At 72.9% G+C, this 15,858-nt stretch carries 16 protein-coding genes; 10 read left to right on the top strand and 6 right to left on the bottom strand.

Features of this window, described 5'->3' with window-relative positions:
• The first annotated feature begins 152 nt into the window (after positions 1-152).
• Genes ACWCPF_RS33710 through ACWCPF_RS33685 form a run of 6 tightly spaced genes read left to right on the top strand, consistent with a single transcriptional unit; the run spans position 153 to position 5,441 of the window.
• On the top strand, positions 153-1,532 hold the full coding sequence (locus ACWCPF_RS33710) for an ATP-binding protein (RefSeq protein ID WP_451048894.1): 1,380 nt from the start codon (positions 153-155) through the stop codon (positions 1,530-1,532).
• A complete protein-coding gene (locus tag ACWCPF_RS33705) occupies positions 1,529-1,951 on the top strand; it encodes a roadblock/LC7 domain-containing protein (RefSeq protein ID WP_451048893.1) in 423 nt (140 codons plus the stop codon). The genes ACWCPF_RS33710 and ACWCPF_RS33705 overlap by 4 nt, the downstream gene beginning before the upstream one ends.
• Positions 1,948-2,313 carry a DUF742 domain-containing protein gene (locus ACWCPF_RS33700; protein ID WP_451048892.1) on the top strand — a complete coding sequence of 122 codons (366 nt, stop codon included), beginning with the start codon at positions 1,948-1,950 and terminating at the stop codon, positions 2,311-2,313. Before ACWCPF_RS33705 ends, ACWCPF_RS33700 begins: the two co-directional genes overlap by 4 nt.
• The gene (locus ACWCPF_RS33695; RefSeq protein WP_451048891.1) at positions 2,282-2,950 is read left to right on the top strand and encodes a GTP-binding protein; all 669 of its coding nucleotides are present in this window, start codon (positions 2,282-2,284) and stop codon (positions 2,948-2,950) included. Before ACWCPF_RS33700 ends, ACWCPF_RS33695 begins: the two co-directional genes overlap by 32 nt.
• Entirely contained in the window at positions 2,947-4,218 is a 1,272-nt protein-coding gene (locus tag ACWCPF_RS33690) for a cytochrome P450 (RefSeq protein WP_451048890.1), read from the top strand. Before ACWCPF_RS33695 ends, ACWCPF_RS33690 begins: the two co-directional genes overlap by 4 nt.
• A complete protein-coding gene (locus ACWCPF_RS33685; RefSeq protein ID WP_451048889.1) occupies positions 4,215-5,441 on the top strand; it encodes a cytochrome P450 family protein in 1,227 nt (408 codons plus the stop codon). The genes ACWCPF_RS33690 and ACWCPF_RS33685 overlap by 4 nt, the downstream gene beginning before the upstream one ends.
• A 152-nt stretch (positions 5,442-5,593) precedes the next feature.
• Here the strand turns inward: ACWCPF_RS33685 and ACWCPF_RS33680 are convergent, their stop codons facing one another.
• On the bottom strand, positions 5,594-7,096 hold the full coding sequence (locus ACWCPF_RS33680) for a helix-turn-helix domain-containing protein (RefSeq protein ID WP_451048951.1): 1,503 nt from the start codon (positions 7,094-7,096) through the stop codon (positions 5,594-5,596).
• 232 nt (positions 7,097-7,328) lie between these two features.
• On the opposite strand from ACWCPF_RS33680, the gene ACWCPF_RS33675 reads away from it, so the two are divergent.
• Positions 7,329-7,952: an L-threonylcarbamoyladenylate synthase gene (locus ACWCPF_RS33675; protein WP_451048888.1), complete on the top strand. Its 624-nt coding sequence runs from the start codon at positions 7,329-7,331 to the stop codon at positions 7,950-7,952.
• Between the two features lie 43 nt (positions 7,953-7,995).
• Positions 7,996-8,754, top strand: coding sequence for a dienelactone hydrolase family protein (locus ACWCPF_RS33670; RefSeq protein WP_451048887.1), 759 nt, complete (start codon positions 7,996-7,998; stop codon positions 8,752-8,754).
• Between the two features lie 93 nt (positions 8,755-8,847).
• On the opposite strand, the gene ACWCPF_RS33665 is transcribed toward ACWCPF_RS33670, so the two are convergent.
• Positions 8,848-11,247 carry a M4 family metallopeptidase gene (locus ACWCPF_RS33665; protein ID WP_451048886.1) on the bottom strand — a complete coding sequence of 800 codons (2,400 nt, stop codon included), beginning with the start codon at positions 11,245-11,247 and terminating at the stop codon, positions 8,848-8,850.
• A gap of 224 nt (positions 11,248-11,471) precedes the next feature.
• Complete coding sequence (locus ACWCPF_RS33660; RefSeq protein WP_451048950.1) at positions 11,472-12,053, bottom strand: prolyl oligopeptidase family serine peptidase; 582 nt, start codon at positions 12,051-12,053, stop codon at positions 11,472-11,474.
• 34 nt (positions 12,054-12,087) lie between these two features.
• Here ACWCPF_RS33660 and ACWCPF_RS33655 point away from each other — a divergent pair, with 34 nt between their 5' ends.
• On the top strand, positions 12,088-12,276 hold the full coding sequence (locus ACWCPF_RS33655) for a hypothetical protein (protein ID WP_451048885.1): 189 nt from the start codon (positions 12,088-12,090) through the stop codon (positions 12,274-12,276).
• On the opposite strand, the gene ACWCPF_RS33650 is transcribed toward ACWCPF_RS33655, so the two are convergent.
• Genes ACWCPF_RS33650 through ACWCPF_RS33640 form a run of 3 tightly spaced genes read right to left on the bottom strand, consistent with a single transcriptional unit; the run spans position 12,273 to position 14,792 of the window.
• The gene (locus tag ACWCPF_RS33650) at positions 12,273-12,947 is read right to left on the bottom strand and encodes a response regulator (RefSeq protein ID WP_451048884.1); all 675 of its coding nucleotides are present in this window, start codon (positions 12,945-12,947) and stop codon (positions 12,273-12,275) included. The genes ACWCPF_RS33655 and ACWCPF_RS33650 overlap by 4 nt on opposite strands.
• Positions 12,944-14,173 (bottom strand): sensor histidine kinase, encoded by a 1,230-nt coding sequence (locus ACWCPF_RS33645; protein ID WP_451048883.1) that lies wholly within the window; start codon positions 14,171-14,173, stop codon positions 12,944-12,946. The genes ACWCPF_RS33650 and ACWCPF_RS33645 overlap by 4 nt, the downstream gene beginning before the upstream one ends.
• A 40-nt stretch (positions 14,174-14,213) precedes the next feature.
• Positions 14,214-14,792 carry a hypothetical protein gene (locus tag ACWCPF_RS33640; protein WP_451048882.1) on the bottom strand — a complete coding sequence of 193 codons (579 nt, stop codon included), beginning with the start codon at positions 14,790-14,792 and terminating at the stop codon, positions 14,214-14,216.
• A gap of 171 nt (positions 14,793-14,963) precedes the next feature.
• Between ACWCPF_RS33640 and ACWCPF_RS33635 the strand changes: the two genes are divergently transcribed.
• Entirely contained in the window at positions 14,964-15,800 is an 837-nt protein-coding gene (locus ACWCPF_RS33635; protein ID WP_451048881.1) for an MHYT domain-containing protein, read from the top strand.
• Positions 15,801-15,858: the final 58 nt, after the last annotated feature.

Raw genomic sequence — 15,858 nt, 5'->3', positions numbered from 1 at the left:
AAGGTGGGCACTTTCGTCGCCAAGTCTTGCTCAACCGTGCGGGATCGGTCGATGACGGTGTGTACTGTGCTGCGAGTGCCCGGTCCGAGCCCATCGGACCCACCCCTGCCCTGAACTCCGTGCCGACGCCCGACCTTTCTGGAACCCAAGCGATGATCGAACTACCGGATCTGGTGGCCGGCGGCCTGGCCGCCGGCACACTGTCCGCGCTCGCCCTCGGCGGCGGGGTGCTGCGACTGCGGCGGCAACAGACCCGGCAGCGAGCGGAGATCGCCGCGCTGCGCACCCGACTCGACGGATCCCTGCGGGCGTTCACCGCCGAGGTCGAGCATCTGGCCGCGCAGCGGGTGCCCGCCGCCGCCCGGCACGTGGCCCATCCGCATCTGACCGTGCCGGGCCCGCTCCAGCCGCTCACCGCCGGCACCCCCCTGGGCATCGCCCTGGAGAACGTGCTGCTGGCGCTGCAGTCCGAGGTGGCCGCCCAGCGCACCCGGGTCGACGCCGCGGCGCAGGCCGGCATGCGGGGCGCGGTCCGGGAGATCCAGGCCGCCCTCTACCGGCTGCAGGACGCGCTGCGCGGACTCCAACAGCGTTACGACGACCCGGAGCTGGCCCAGACGCTGTTCCGGCTGGACCATGAGAACGAGCAGTCGCTGCGGCGCGCGCAGGTCGCCGCCGTGGTGTGCGGGGCCTGGGTCGGACTGGCCCGCGAGGAGTCCCATCTGGTGGACGCGGTGACCGGCGGCCAGGCCCGGCTCGCGGGCTACCAACGGGTGCGGGTCCACAACCACTTGGAAGCCGGTACGGCCCTGGTCTCGCACGCCGTGGAGCCGGTGGCCATCATCGTCGCCGAACTGCTCGACAACGCGCTGCGGCACTCGTCCCCGGACACCGATGTCCTGGTGAGCCTGGAGCACGTCCACCACGGGGTGTGCGTCACCGTCGACGACGCCGGTCTCGGCATGACCCGGGACGAACGCGACCGCGCCCAGCGGCTGGTGGCCGGCGACGACCTGATCCTGCTGACCGACCTGGGCGATCCGCCGCGCATGGGACTGGCCGCGATCGGCCGGCTGACCCGGCAGTTCGACCTGAGCGTCGACGTCTCCTCGGCCTCCCCGTACGGCGGGGTGCGCGCGGTGCTGCGGGTGGACAGCCACCTGCTCAGCCACCTCGACCCGGTCGACCGGCCCCCGGCCGCGAGCGCCCCGCGCACGACGCGCCGAGCCGCGCCCGAACGGCCCGCCCCCGCCCACGCGTACGGGACGGAGGCCGGCGCCCCCGAGGCCCCTCCCGGGCACCACGAGCCGGAGGACGCCGAGGGCCTGCCGCAGCGCCGGCGCCGCACCCGGGCCGCCGCCCCACCGCCGCCGCCCCCGACGCGGCGTCCCGCGCGCCGCCCGGAGGAGGCCGCGGCCTCGCTCGGCGCACTGCAGTCCGGCACGGCCGCGGCCCGCGCGCAGAACGCCGCCGCGAACACCGCGGCCGACGACATCGACCCGACCGACAACGAAGGGGGTACGGACAGATGACCAGCAGCAACACGGGCGACACGGCATGGGTGCTGGAACCGGTCCTGCAAGTGCCGCACGTGCTGGCCGCCGTCATGCTGACCCGGGACGGACTCGTGACGGGGTACACCGACGCCCTGTCCCAGCCGTCGGCCGAGCGGGTCGCCGCCATCACCAGCACGGTGCAGGGGGCCTGCCGTACCGCGGCGGCCGCGTTCGCCGACCGGGAGCGGGCCGAGATCCGGCAGATCGTCATCGAGTCCGACCACGGATACGTGCTGATCGTGCCGACCGACCACGGCACCTGTGTGGCCGCGTACGGCGACGGCGAGGTGCGGCTGGACCTGCTGGCGCACCGGGTGCACTCCCAGGTGGCGCGACTGGGCGAGAAGGCCATGGCGGCAGCGCCCCGAGGAGCCGACGACAACGCGTCGGCATGACCGCCCGCCCGGCCGGCCGCCCCCTGGTTCCCGCCTATCTGTCGACCGGCGGCGTGGCCCGGCCCAGCCGCCCCCATCTGGAGCGGCTGTCGGTGCTGACCCGCAGCGAGGAGCCGCTGCCCGCCGACCTCCCCGCCGCCGAACTCGCCCTGCTGGACACCCTGGAGGGCGGCTCGCTGGCGATGGTGGAGACGGCGGCGCTGCTCAGGCTGCCGTTCTCCGCGGTGCGGGTGCTGGCGGCCGGCCTCGTCGACCGGAACCTGATCATCGCCCGAGCGCCGATCCCGCCCGCCGAGCGGTTCGACCCCGACCTGTTGAAGAGAGTGGCCGATGGCCTCCGCGCCCTCAAGCTCAGCCCCTAGCGCCTCAGCACCTGGCGCCGCGGCACGTGACGCCGCAGGCCCTGCCGCCGCGCCCGGCGCCGTCCACCTCCCCGACACCGCTCGCGACCTGGTGAAGATCCTGGTCGCGGGGCCGTTCGGGGTGGGCAAGACGACCCTGATCGACTCCGTGTCCGAGATCCGGCCGCTGCACACCGAGGAGCATCTCTCCGAGGCGTCCGCGCAGGTCGACGACGTGGCCGGGGTGCGGGAGAAGTCCACGACGACCGTCGCCATCGACTTCGGCCGGATCACGCTGTCCGGGGACGTCGTGCTGTACCTGTTCGGCACGCCCGGGCAGGAGCGCTTCCGGGCGCTGTGGGACGACATCGCCTACGGCGCGCTCGGCGCGCTGGTCCTCGTCGACAGCCGCCGGCTCGACGCGTCGTTCGACGTGCTGGGCCTGGTGGAGGAGAGCGGGCTGCCGTACGCGGTGGCCCTCAACGCCTTCCCCGACACGCCCCGCCACTACGGCGAGGAGCGGCTGCGCCGGGCGCTTGACCTGGAGCCGGGGACGCCGATGGTGACCTGTGACGCCCGGGACCCGAACTCCTCGATCGACGCGTTGCTCGCGCTGGTCGACCATCTGATCGGCCGCGACCCCGTGGAGACCCGGTGACGACCTATCCCTCGGACCGGCGCGACTTCTCCCGCTCGGTGCCCGTACGGCTGTGGGAGGACGGCTTCGCGCCGGATCCGCAGCGCTACTACGCCGCCCTGCGCGCCCAAGGCCCCATCGGCTGGGCCGAGTTGGCCCCCGGCGTGCCGGCGTACGTGGTGACCGAGCGGCGGGCGGCGCTGGACGTGCTGCACGACGAGGAGACGTTCTCGCACGACCCGCGGGCCTGGGAGACGACCGTCCCGGTCGACTCGCCGGTGCTCGGCATGATGCGGTGGCGGCCCAACGCCCTCTTCTCCGACGGCGCGGCGCATCTGCGCTACCGCACCACCCTCATCGACGTGTTCGACCTGGTGGAACCGCACGACCTGCGGGGACGCGTGCACCGGGCGGTGCGGCTGCTGGCCGCGCGCATCGGACCCCGCGGCGAGGCGGACCTGGTCGCGGACTTCTCCCGGCCGCTGATGGCGCTGGTCTTCAACGACCTGTTCGGGCTGCCGGACGATCAGGGCGACCGGCTCGAGAAGGGCCTGGGCAAGATGATGGAGGGCGGCGCGCAGGCCGCCGAGGGCGAGGCGCTGTACGCCCAGTACGTCCTGGACGTCATCGCCGCCAAGGCCGCGCAGCGCGGCGACGACCTGCCCAGCCGGCTCCTCGACCACCCCGCCGGACTGACCGCGGAGGAGGTCACCTGGCAGGTGTTCCTCACCCTCGGCGCCGGGTACGAGCCGACCGCCAACCTGGTGTCCAACACCCTGTCCCGGATCCTGGGGAACCCGGAGTACTACTCCACGCTCACCAGCGGCGCCCGGCCGGTCATGGACGCGGTGGTCGAGGTGCTGCACCACGAGACGCCGCTGGCCAACTACGGCATCTACTACGCCCGCAGGCCCGTCGCCTTCCACGGGGTGTGGCTGCGCGACGCGGTGCCGGTGGTGGTGTCGTACGGGGCGCTCGGGGTGTTCGCCGAGCAGGAGATCACCGGCGGCCGGCATCCGAACGACGCCTCGCATCTGTCGTGGGGCGCGGGCGCGCACGCCTGTCCGGTGAAGCAGCACACGCTGCTGCTCGTCACCGAGGCGATCGAGCGGCTCACCCAGTGGCTGCCCGATCTCGATCCCGTCCTGCCCCGGGATCGGCTCGACTGGCGGCCGGGTCCCTTCCATCGCTCGCTGACCGCGCTGCCCGTCCGCTTCAGCCCCCGCACGCCCGCCCCTGTCTCCTCCGACTCTTCCGACTCTTCCGACCAGCCAGGAGTTCGACCGTGACCGTGACCGACCGCATCGCCCTCGACCCGCTGGGCGCCGACATCCCCGGGGAGAGCGCCCGGCTGCGCGCCCTGGGGCCGATCGTGCCCGTGGAGCTGCCCGGCGGCATCCCGGCCTGGGCGCCCACCGGATACGACACGCTCAAGGAGCTGATCCTCGACCCCCAGGTCAGCAAGGACCCGCGGCGGCACTGGCGGCAGTGGCCGGAGCTGGGCGAGCATCCGTCCTGGGGCTGGATCCTGGGCTGGGTCGGCGTGGTCAACATGCTCTCCACGTACGGCGCCGACCATGCGCGGTTACGCAAGCTGGTCGCGCCGAGCTTCACCCACCGGCGCACGGAGGTGCTGCGGGGCCGGGTGGAGGCGATCACGGCGGAGCTGCTGGACGCCCTGGAGAAGGACGGCGCCGAGGTCGTCGATCTGAAGGCCGGGTTCGCGCATCCGCTGCCGCTGCGGATCATCTGCGAACTCTTCGGCGTGCCGGAGGAGTTGCAGGAGGCCACCGCCCGGCTGATCGCCGCGATCATGGACACCTCCGATCCGACGCCGGAGCACGCCGCGTTCGTCCAGGAGCAGATCGGCACGGTGCTGGGCGCGCTGATCGCCCACCGGACCGAGCACCCCGGCGACGATCTGACGACCGAGCTGATCCGGGTGCGGGACGAGGACGGCGACCGGCTGAGCGGCGAGGAGCTGGTGTACACGCTGCTGCTGGTCATCGGGGCGGGCTTCGAGACGACCGTGAACCTCATCGGGAACGCGACGGTGGCGCTGCTGGGCCGGCCCGAGCAGCTGGCGGCCGTGCGGCGGGGCGAGATCGGCTGGGACGCCGTCGTGGACGAGACGCTGCGGGTGTATCCGTCGATCGCGACGCTGCCGCTGCGGTTCGCCGTGAGCGACCTGAAGGTGGGGGACGTGACGATCCCGGCCGGGGACGCCATCGTCACCACGTACGCGGCGGCGAACGTGGACCCGGCGCACTACGGGGCGGACGCGGAGGTGTTCGACGCGGCCCGTGCGGCCGACGACCATCTGGCCTTCGGGCTCGGTGTGCACCGGTGCATCGGGGCTCCGCTGGCCCGGATGGAGGCGCTGACGGCGCTGCGGGGGCTCTTCGACCGGTTCCCCGAGCTGCGGCTGGACGCCGGCGGCGAGGAGCTGCGGCAGGTGCCCTCGTTCATCGCGAGCGGCTGGCAGGAGATCCCGGTGCGGCTGCGGGGCTGAACACACACGGGGGTGCGACCGGTCCCCCGTACCGGTCGTACCCCCGCGGTTCCTTGAACCTAACGGCCCGGCGGGCGGCTTGGGAATCGTGGCCGTGCCCGCTCGCGGGGCCGGAGGGCTCACCCGTGCACAGGTGAGTCCGGATGGCCCGATTACGCCCGGTGGGGGTGTCCTTGCAGGTCGGGCTGGTCGAGGTCGCCGGCGGCGAGGTGGGCGAGCACGACCTCGTACAGGTCGCTGCCGCCGGCCAGGAGCTGGCGTTCGAGGACGGGTTCGGCGCTGCGGACGTGTTCGCGGACGGTCTGCGCGTGCACGCTCAGGCGCTGGGCGGCGCGTTCGGCGTTGCCGCCGGCGGCGATCCAGGCGCGCAGGGTGCCGCGCAGGTCCCGGCCGTCGGTGTCGAGACGGGCCAGCAGTTCCTGCGCCCAGGCGCGCAGCGCGGGCCCGGTGAGCAGCTCGCCGAGCCGGGTGTGGGGCGCCGCGGCGTCGGCGGGCTCCTCCGCTATGCCGGCCTGCGCGTTGAGGGCGAGATGGACGGCGGCCCGGACGGTGAGGTCGGAGAAGTCGGTGCGCAGCAGGTTCTCGACGCGTTCCATGCGAGCGCGGACGGTGTTGCGGCTGACGCCGAGCACCTTCGCCGCGTTCACTGCCGTGAACTCCAGGCCGAGCCGGGTGGTGGCGAGCAGTTCGGCGCGGGTGTGGTGCGGGAGGGTGTCGAGGGGGCGCAGCAGCCGGGTGGTCCAGGCGCGCAGGACCTCGGGGTCCATCAGGCGTTCGGGGTGGGTGCGTTCGGCGTATACGGCCTTCTTGTCGGGGCGGAAGCGGGCGACGGCGAGCGCACTGACGGCCTGCCCGTAGGCGGTGGCGGTGTGGGCGAGGCTCTGCCGGGAGCTGCCCCCGAGGAACGCGCCGGGGTTGCGATCGCACAGGGCGCGCAGTGCGCTGCCCGCACTGTCGTCCGGGACGACGACGATGACATGGCCGTCGAGGGCGGGGCAGCGCACGACCAGTGCCGCGTCCCGGGTCGCCGCGACACAGGCCGCGGCGAGGCGGTCGCGTTCCTCGGGGCTGACCTCGACGACGTAGACGCAGGCGGTGTCGGCGTCGAGGAGGCCGGGCCACAGACCGGCGGCGACGCGGCGGGCGGCGACGGTGTCCTCGACCATGAGCAGTTGCAGGATGGCCAGGCGCAGATCGGCGGTGGCGCGGGCCAGTCGGTGTCCGGTGGCCGCGGTCCCCTGCGCGCGCAGGACGAGCTCCAGGACGCCCGCGGTGTGTCTGAGGACGTCGTTGGCGTGCCGGTCGAAGGGGCTGGTGCGGGTCACGGCGAGCACGCCGACCGATCCGGGCCGGGTGAGTTCGACCCTGATCAGGCGTACGCACCTGCCGTCGCCCTCCCAGGCGGCGGAGGCGAGCCGGCCGTCGGTGATGTCGGCGGCCAGGTTCTCGTCGAGCGGCGTGGACGGTCCGGCGAGGGAGGCGCCGGCGGCGTCGCGCAGGGAGACCGTCGCGTCGAGCGTCGTCGCGAGCCAGTCGACGATGCGGCCGACGTCGCGCCCGGTGGGGCGCAGGTGATCGAGGAGTGCCTGCGCCCACGTCGATCCGGCGCCGTCCGCCGCTTCGGTGTGGAGGTTCTCGTCGTCCCGGCCGCCCATGTCGGCGCTCTCCTCGTCGCTCATGGCCCCTGTGGGCCGAACCAGTCATATCGGTCGGGGACGTTACCTCACCGGCCTGGGAGACCGGGCCCGGCGAGCGCGGTGGGCCGGGGCGGTCCGCCGAAGGTCACCGGGTCGGCCGATGCCACCGGGCCGGCCGGTCCGCGGGGCGGGGCGGGGTGGGCGGCGGCCTTGCGCGGCAGCGCCCGCCGGCACGGCATAAGCTCGGTCAATGGCCAAGTACTACGACGTGCACCCCGAGAACCCCCAGCCGCGCACCATCTCCCAGGTCGCGGCCGCCATCCGGGCGGACGACGCGCTGATCGCGTACCCGACGGACTCCTGCTACGCGCTGGGCTGCCGGCTCGGCAGCAAGGACGGCATCGACCGGATCCGGGCCATCCGCGACCTCGACGACCGGCACCACTTCACGCTGGTGTGCCAGGACTTCGCGCAGCTCGGCCAGTTCGTGCGGGTGGACAAGGACGTGTTCCGCGCGATCAAGGCGTCGACGCCCGGCAGTTACACCTTCATCCTCCCGGCGACGAAGGAGGTGCCCCGTATGCTCCAGCACCCGAAGAAGAAGACGGTGGGCGTGCGCATCCCGGACCACGTCGTGACCCAGGCCCTGCTCGCCGAGCTCGGTGAACCCCTGCTGTCCAGCACGCTGTTGCTGCCCGGCGAGGACGAGCCGATGACCCAGGGCTGGGAGATCAAGGACCGGCTCGACCATGTGGTGGACGGCGTGGTCGACTCCGGGGACTGCGGCACCGAGCCGACGACGGTCATCGACTTCTCCGAGGGCGAGGCGGAGATCGTGCGGCGCGGGGCGGGCGACACCTCCCGGTTCGAATAGGGTCCTCGCGGGCGGTTCCGTGGCGCGTGCCACGATGAGCGCCATGACCTCCGTAGCTGGAACCATCGTCGACATCCCCACCGAGGACGGCGTCGCCGACGCCTATCTGGCGCACCCCGGGGACGGGGCGCCCCGGCCGGGCGTACTGCTCTACCAGGACGCCTTCGGTCTGCGCCCGCATCTCGAGGCCATGGCGGACCGGCTCGCCGAGGCGGGGTACACCGTGCTCGCACCGAACGTCTTCTACCGTCACGGGCGCGCTCCGGTCGTGGAGTTGCCCGAGTTCATCGACCCGGCCGCGCGTCCGGAGATCTTCGACGTGCTGTACCCGATCATGCGGTCCCTCACCCGCGAACTGTCCGTGCGGGACGCGGGCGCCTATCTGCGGTGGATGCAGGAGAGCGAGCTGGTCGCGGCCGGGCCGGTCGCGCTGACCGGCTACTGCATGGGCGCCCGGCTCGTCCTGTGGACCGCGGGCGGCCATCCGGACCGGGTCGCGGCCGCGGCGGGCTTCCACGGCGGGCAGCTCGCGACCGACGCGCCGGACAGCCCGCACCTGGCGGCCGAGCACATCGCGGCCGAGGTCTACCTCGGCCACGCCGACCAGGACGCGGCCCTGCCGCCCGAGCAGATGGAGCGCCTGGAGCAGGCCCTCACCGCGGCCGGCGTCCGCCACACCTGCGAGGTCTACGAAGGCGCGCGGCACGGCTACACGCAGGCCGACACCGCCGCGTACGACGAGCGGGGCTCGGAGCGGCACTGGGCCGCGCTCCTGGACCTGCTGAAGCGCACCTTCGGCTGAGCCTTCGGCCGAACCCGTCGTGCCGGCCCCGGACACGGCGGCGTCCCGCACCCGGGGGGAGCCCGGGTGCGGGACGCGGTCAGGCGGGGCCGGTCAGCCGGTCGTGACGGCGGTGTCGTCGATGACGAAGCTGGTCTGGAGCGAGGAGTCCTCGACGCCGGAGAACTTCAGGGCGACGGTGCTGCCCGCGAAGGAGCCGAGGCTGAAGGACTTCTGGACATAGCCGGTGGCCGCGTTGAGGTTGGAGTACGTGGCCAGGGTGGTGGACCCGGCGGTGACCGTCAGCTTGTCGTACTGGGTGCTGGTGGTGGTCTCGGCCGTGTCGATGTGGATATAGAAGGTGAACGTGGTGTTGGTGCAGCCGCTGGGGATCGTCACCGACTGCGTGAGCGTGTCGGTGTGGGTCGATCCGTAGCCGTCGAGCCAGGCCTTGTAGGAACCGGTGCGGGCCGCCTGGCTGCTGGAGCTGGTGATGACCCCGCTGGTCGCGGTCCAGGTGGTGTTGCCCGACTCGAAGCCCGCGTTGCCGAGGAGCTGCGTCGAGGTGCAGGAGCCGCCGCCGGTCGAGCTGACCGTCCAGGTGAAGGACGCGGTGCCGGTGGCGCCGGTGGAGTCGGTCACCGTGACGGTGGTGCTGTAGGAGCCGGCGGTGGTCGGCGTGCCGGAGATCAGCCCGGTGGAGCTGATCGACAGGCCGGTGGGCAGTCCGCTCGCGGCGTACGTCAGAGTGCCGCCGTTGGTGCTGCTGGCCGAGATCTGCAGGCTGACCGCGGTGCCGACGGTGGTGGACTGGCTGCCCGGGTTGGTGACCGTGACGCCGGTCGACGGGACCGTGATGTGGCTGCCGACGTTGATGCCGGCGAAGGCGTTGCCGACCCCGGCGTACTGGGTCGAGCTGGAGCCGTACAGCGCAGTGGCCGCGCTGAGGGCGGCGGTGCGGGCTCCGGCGTAGTTGGTGCTGGACGTCATGTACGTCGTCAGCGCCTTGTACCAGATCTGCAGCGCGGCGGCCCGGCCGATGCCCGCGACGGCCACGCCGTCCGAGGTCGGGCTGTTGTAGGTGACGCCGTTGATGGTCTTGCTGCCGCTGCCCTCGGAGAGCAGGTAGAACATGTGGTTCGCGGGGCCCGAGGAGTAGTGGACGTCGAGGTTGCCGATGCCGGAGTACCAGCTGTCGGCGGAGCTGCCGTCCTTGTCGGGCTCGTCCATGTAACGCAGCGGCGTGCCGTCGCCGTTGATGTCGATCTTCTCGCCGATGAGGTAGTCGCCGACGTCGGTGGAGTTGGCCGCGTAGAACTCCACGCCGGTGCCGAAGATGTCGGAGGTGGCCTCGTTCAGGCCGCCCGACTCACCGGTGTAGTTGAGGTTCGCGGTGTTGGAGGTGACGCCATGGGTCATCTCGTGGCCGGCCACGTCCAGCGAGGTGAGCGCGTGGGTGCCGCCGGAGCCGTCGCCGTAGGTCATGCAGAAGCAGTCGTCGTCCCAGAAGGCGTTGACGTACGCCGAGCTGTAGTGGACGCGGCTGTAGGCGGCGACGCCGTCGTTCTTGATGCCGCTGCGGCCGAAGGTGTTCTTGTAGAAGTCCCAGGTGGTCTGGGCGCCGAAGTGGGCGTCGACGCCGGCGGTCTGGGTGTTGGAGCCGGAGCCCGTTCCCCAGGTGTCGTCGGTGTCGGTCATCAGGGTGCCGGTGCCCGACGTGCCGTTGTTGAGGCTGTACGTCTTGTGGCCGCCGCGCGTGGTGTCGTACAGCTGGTACGTCGAGCCGGACAGCGTGGTGCCGATGGTGACGGTGCCGCTGTACTGGCTGTTGCCGGTGCCGGTCTCGATGCCCTCGAAGCGGGAGAGCTCGGCGCCGGTGGCCGCGTCGGTGACGACGTGCAGCTTGCTCGGCGTGCCGTCGTCCTGCAGCCCGCTGACCACGGTCTCCCAGGCCAGCTTCGGCGTGCCCTCGCCCGCCCAGATCACCTTGCGGGCGCTCTGCGCGGCGGGGTTCTCCGCGTCGAGGGCCTTGGCGGCGGTCAGGGCCTTGGTCTCGGCGGCCGACTTGCTGAACGTGGCGGCCGTGGACTTGACCGACACGGTACGGCGGTTGTTGTTGAAGGTCGTGCTGACGGTGCCGGCGGCCAGTGAGGCCGGGGGCGTGTGCACGACGAGGTCGCCGCCGAGGACGGGCAGACCGGCGAAGGTGCGCTCGTAGCGCGTGTGCACGGTGCCGTCGTTGTCCTTCACGACGTCCTTGACGAGCAGCTTCTCCTGGGCGCCGAGGCCGAGGGAGTCCGCCGTCTGCGTCGTCTTCGCCTCGGCGCTCTTGATCAGCGTCGTGCGCTGGGCGGGCGTGAGGTCGGCGGGCAGGCCGCCGGCGCGCAGGGGGCTGGGGTGGGGGGCTGCGGGCTTCGCGGCTGCCGGGACCGTCGAGACGCCGACGGCCAGGAGGGCGGCGGTGGAGAGCAGGGCTGCTCCGACCGCGGTCCGCTTGCGGGGGTTGGGTCTCACTCGTTCTCCTACTGCGGCGGCCGCGGGGTACGGCCGGTGACAGACCGGACAGACGGGTGTGCTGTCCGGGACGAGCTGAGTGGTGCGGGACCGTGAGGGTGTGCGGGCAACGTGCCGCTGTTGTGCGGCAGTTGGGTGGGAGAATGACAGGCTTGACAGTGGCATGTCAGCCACAGCGGGGTGCTTCGAGGGTTATCCCTCGGTACCTGAGGGTGTCGGAGTCGTCACCCGCGGCCGGACTGTGAGCGGTCTGTGCGTTCACTGTCCGGACCGGCGGTTCGCCCGGGTGAACGCGGGTGCGCCAAGTGCCTCTGCAGGAAGTCCACTTGGTGGCGCAGGACCTCTTCGGTGCACGCGGTGCCGACCGGCTGATGGCCGGTACCGGCCATCAGCACCAGATCGTGCGGACGCCCGGCTGCGCCCGACGCGTCGGACATCCGCTGGTCGGTGACGGCGCCTCCGGCGACGGCGGCGTGGAAGACGTCCGGACGGCGCAGCACGGCGAGCAGGGCGAGGGTGCCGCCGAAGGACCAGCCGTGGACGGCGACCCGGCCCAGGTCGAGGTCACGGTGGCGGCGGGCCGCCTCGTGCAGTGCGGTGTCCTGGTCGTCGAGGACGGGTCCGAACAGGTCGCCGTGGACCGCGCGTTCCCAGTCGGGCCCGCGCCCGGGGGTACCCCGTCCGTCGGCGACCAGGACGGCGAATCCGTGCTCGGCGCACCACTGCGACAGCAGGGTGTCGGAGTCCGTCCCGGCGGTGACCCGCTGGGCGCCGGCCCCGCCGTACGGGTCGAGGAGGACGGGCAGGGGTCCGCTGCCGGGGCGGCGCCAGGAGGGGGAGGTGGAGCCGGGCCCGCCGGGCGCGCGGGCCGAGGCGGAGGGCGGTGGCGTGCACGTCGAGCACCGGACGCTCGGCGTACGAGGCGATGGGCACGGCGGGTTCCCCCTCCCGCAGGACCGCGACCCGACCGGCGGCCCGACCAGTGGCCTGACGGGCGACCTGACCGCCGGCCTGAACTGCAGTCGCTAGCCGCCCTCCGCCATGCGCTGTCCGGGGACCACCAATCCGGTCTCGTAGGCGGCGATGACGGCCTGGACCCGGTCGCGCAGGCCGAGCTTGCCGAGGACGTTGCTGACGTGCGTCTTCACCGTGTGCTCGCTCACCACCAGCGCCCTGGCGATCTCGGCGTTGGACAGGCCGCCGCCGAGCAGCCGCATCGTCTCGCGCTCGCGGGCGGTGAGGACGTCCAGGCGTTCGGTCCGCGGCGGCGGCACGGCGGAGCCCGAGGTGAACGCGGCGATCAGGGTGCGGGTGACCGAGGGGGCGAGCAGCGAGTCGCCCGCCGCGACCACCCGGACCGCGTGGACGAGATCGTCCCGCCGGACATCCTTGAGCAGGAACCCGCTCGCGCCGGCGCACAGGGCGTCGAACAGATAGTCGTCCTGCCCCCAGGTGGTCAGCATGATCACCCGGCTGTCCGTTTCGCGGCAGACGATCCGGGCGGCCTCGATGCCGTCCATCCCCGGCATCCGGATGTCGAGCAGCACGACGTCCGGGCGGTGGGCCCGGGCGGCGCCGACCGCCTCGAACCCGTCCCCGCTCTCCGCGACGACCTCGATGCCGGGCTGTGCCGCCAGGATCATGGCGAATCCGGCGCGCACCAGCTCCTGGTCGTCGGCCACCACCACACGGATCGTCATGCCATCGCTCCCGCTTCCGGCGCGGCCAGAGGCAGCCGGGCCCGCACTTCGAATCCCGGGAGGCGGTCCGCCCGGGGACCGGCCGTCGCGCTCCCGCCGCAGGCCGCGGCCCGCTCACGCAGGCCGGTCAGGCCGTTCCCGCCGGACGGAAGGCCCCTTCCCGCGCCGCGGCCGTCGCCGCGGCCGTCGTCGACGACCCGTATCTCCAGACCGTCGTGCCGCCAGCGCAGCCGTACCTCGGCGCGGTCCGCTCCGGCGTGCTTGACGACGTTGGTCAGCGCCTCCTGCACGATCCGGTACGCCGCGGTGTCGCCGTCGGCGGGCATCGGACGAGGCTCGCCCTCGGCGGTGCAGGACACCTCCAGGCCCGCCCCCGCGACCTGGCGGGCGAGCGCGGGCAGGTCATGGATCGTCAGCCGCGGGGCGCGCGGGTCGTATCCGCCCTTGCCTCCGTGCCTCCTGTCGTCCTCGCCGTCGTCCTTGTCGTCCCTGAGGACGGCCAGCATGGACCGCAGCTGGTCGAGGGCGTCGCGGCCGGTGCCGGCGATCGCGCCGAACGCGGCCGAGGCGCGAACGGGGTCCGTGTCCAGCACGACCGGCCCGGCCTCGGCCTGGACCACCATCAGGCTGATCGAATGGGCCAGCACATCGTGCATGTCCCGGGCGATCCTGGCGCGTTCGCGTTCGGCGGCGCGCTCCTCGTCCATCCGGCGGTCGCGTTCGAGACGGGCGGCGCGTTCGGCCAGCACGGCCGCCTCGGCGCGGAAGCCGGCGGAGGCCCGCCCGAGCGCGTAGGCAGCGACGTACAGGACGATTCCGCGGGTCGCGGTGTCCGGCGAGCCCACCGTGGCGAGGCCGACGGCGCACATCACCAGGAACACCGGGATCCGCACCCGGGGCGGGGAGACCGACGCCATCCCGTACAACGCGATGAGGTCTCCGTACCAGAGCGGCTGCGGAGCGACCGGTTCGGCGAGGTCGTAGAGGCCGGAGAAGGCGGAGCAGACGAGCAGGACCGGCGCCGGGGCGCGCCGACGCGCCGCCAGGGGAAGCGACGCCCCGACTGCCGCGACATACCCCCACCAGTGCCAGGGGCGTCCGCCGTCGCTGTGCGCGAACAGCAGGGGCGCCGACTGGGCGACGGCGGTGACGACGGCGAGCGCGACGTCCGACCACGGCGAACCCGCGAGGCGGCGGAGCGAGGGGGGAAGGGGCAGTGCGGGCATGGCGACGGATTCTTCCATGGGGGCGTTCGGCGGCGGTCGTTCAGCTGCGCGCGGCGGTGGGAGCGGCGCCGCGGCGACCGGGCAACGGCGCGAGTCCGACGTACAGCAACAGGCCGACGGCCGGCAGCGCGTCCAGTCCCAGGAGGGAGACCAGCACGGCGAGCGCCACCGCGACCGCCCGCCACACGGGAACCGCGCGGGCCACGGCGAGCCGGCCGAACATGACGAGCAGACCGAGGAAGAGCAGCACCGGGCCCACGGTGTAGACGACGAGGTCCACCCCGGGGACGCTCTGGACGTCGGCGAACATCCCCCGCATGGCCTCGTGATCGGCGGCGCGCGCACCGACGACGATGTCGATCGCGATCTGGACCATGGAGCAGACGGCGCCGACGATGCCGACGACGGCCGTGCCCGTGGCGAACGGGCCGCGGCCCGCCAGTCGGCGCAGTGCCAGGAACACCGGGACGAACAGGATCAACGCGGCCAGGAACGCGAGGTGCCCGGTCGTCCAGGCCGGCCCGGGACCGCGCTCGCCGTCCAGGCCGTCCAGGATGCGCAGGCCCGCGTAGACGATGACGAGGAGTGGGGCGGCGGCGAAGGCGATGGTTTTGTCCATGCCGTGGATCCTCGCCGCGGCGGCACCCCCCGGACATCGCCGACGCGACCCATCTGCGGCCTCCCTCGGAAGAGGGAGGAACGATGAGTCCGCAGGAATCGCTTGCGTTCACCTCTCCCTTACCCGTAGACATAGCTTCCTTGAACGTCCGTCACTCTGGGGGGAGTTGGCGTGGAAGGCACGATCGACGGGTTTCGCTACGGAGTGGTCACCCCGGTGGCGGCCTTTGTGATGGCCTGTCTGGGAGGAGCGCTCGGGCTGCGCTGCATCGTGCGGACGCTGCTCAGCACCGATTCCTGGAAGCCCGGCTGGCTGGCGCTCGGGGCCGCGTCGATCGGCTGCGGCATCTGGACGATGCACTTCATCGCGATGATCGGCTTCCAGGTGGAGGAGACCCGGATCGGCTACGACGTCGGCCTGACCGTGCAGAGCCTCGCCGTCGCGGTCGCGGTGGTCGGCGTCGGCGTGTTCATCGTGGGCTACCGGGGCGCCGGCCGCGGGGCGCTGTCGCTCGCCGGCGTCGTCACCGGTCTCGGGGTCGCTGCGATGCACTACCTGGGCATGGCGGCGATGCAGCTCAACGGGGACATCGAGTACGCCCCGCGCACGGTGGCGCTCTCCGTGCTGATCGCGGTGATCGCCGCGACCGCGGCGCTGTGGGCGGCCGTCACCGTCCGCGGGTTCCTCACCAGCCTGGGCGCCAGCCTGGTGATGGGCCTCGCGGTGTCGGGGATGCACTACACGGGGATGGCCGCGGTCAGCGTCCATGTGCACGGCGCGACCTCGTCGTGGGCCGGCGACAGCCCGACCTCGCTGCTGCTGCCGATGCTGATCGGCCCGGTGATCTTCCTGCTGCTGGCCGGCGTGGTGGTGATGTTCGACCCGCTGCTCGTGCTCGGCGACGGCGATTGGAACCGCGCCTCCCGGGCCGGGCGGGCCGCGGCCCCGGCGGAGGAGCCGGCCGGCAAACCCGCCGCCGGTCGGTCATGGAGCGCCGGGCCACGGTGAGACGCCTGGGTCGGTGACGTCAACTGGGCGTCATGCGGCCCCAGTTGACCGGCAGCGG

The organism is Streptomyces sp. NPDC001858 (assembly GCF_053594615.1).
This window is presented reverse-complemented; position numbering and strand designations above follow the sequence as displayed.

What these genes read in the sequence shown, in the direction of transcription:
- ACWCPF_RS33645 (WP_451048883.1), bottom strand. Translation starts at nt 14,173, where the DNA reads ATGCCCGCACTGCCCCTTCCCCCCTCGCTCCGCCGCCTCGCGGGTTCG.
- ACWCPF_RS33640 (WP_451048882.1), bottom strand. Translation starts at nt 14,792, where the DNA reads ATGGACAAAACCATCGCCTTCGCCGCCGCCCCACTCCTCGTCATCGTC.
- ACWCPF_RS33710 (WP_451048894.1), top strand. Translation starts at nt 153, where the DNA reads ATGATCGAACTACCGGATCTGGTGGCCGGCGGCCTGGCCGCCGGCACA.
- ACWCPF_RS33680 (WP_451048951.1), bottom strand. Translation starts at nt 7,096, where the DNA reads ATGGGCGGCCGGGACGACGAGAACCTCCACACCGAAGCGGCGGACGGC.
- ACWCPF_RS33650 (WP_451048884.1), bottom strand. Translation starts at nt 12,947, where the DNA reads ATGACGATCCGTGTGGTGGTGGCCGACGACCAGGAGCTGGTGCGCGCC.
- ACWCPF_RS33670 (WP_451048887.1), top strand. Translation starts at nt 7,996, where the DNA reads ATGACCTCCGTAGCTGGAACCATCGTCGACATCCCCACCGAGGACGGC.
- ACWCPF_RS33695 (WP_451048891.1), top strand. Translation starts at nt 2,282, where the DNA reads ATGGCCTCCGCGCCCTCAAGCTCAGCCCCTAGCGCCTCAGCACCTGGC.
- ACWCPF_RS33675 (WP_451048888.1), top strand. Translation starts at nt 7,329, where the DNA reads ATGGCCAAGTACTACGACGTGCACCCCGAGAACCCCCAGCCGCGCACC.
- ACWCPF_RS33705 (WP_451048893.1), top strand. Translation starts at nt 1,529, where the DNA reads ATGACCAGCAGCAACACGGGCGACACGGCATGGGTGCTGGAACCGGTC.
- ACWCPF_RS33700 (WP_451048892.1), top strand. Translation starts at nt 1,948, where the DNA reads ATGACCGCCCGCCCGGCCGGCCGCCCCCTGGTTCCCGCCTATCTGTCG.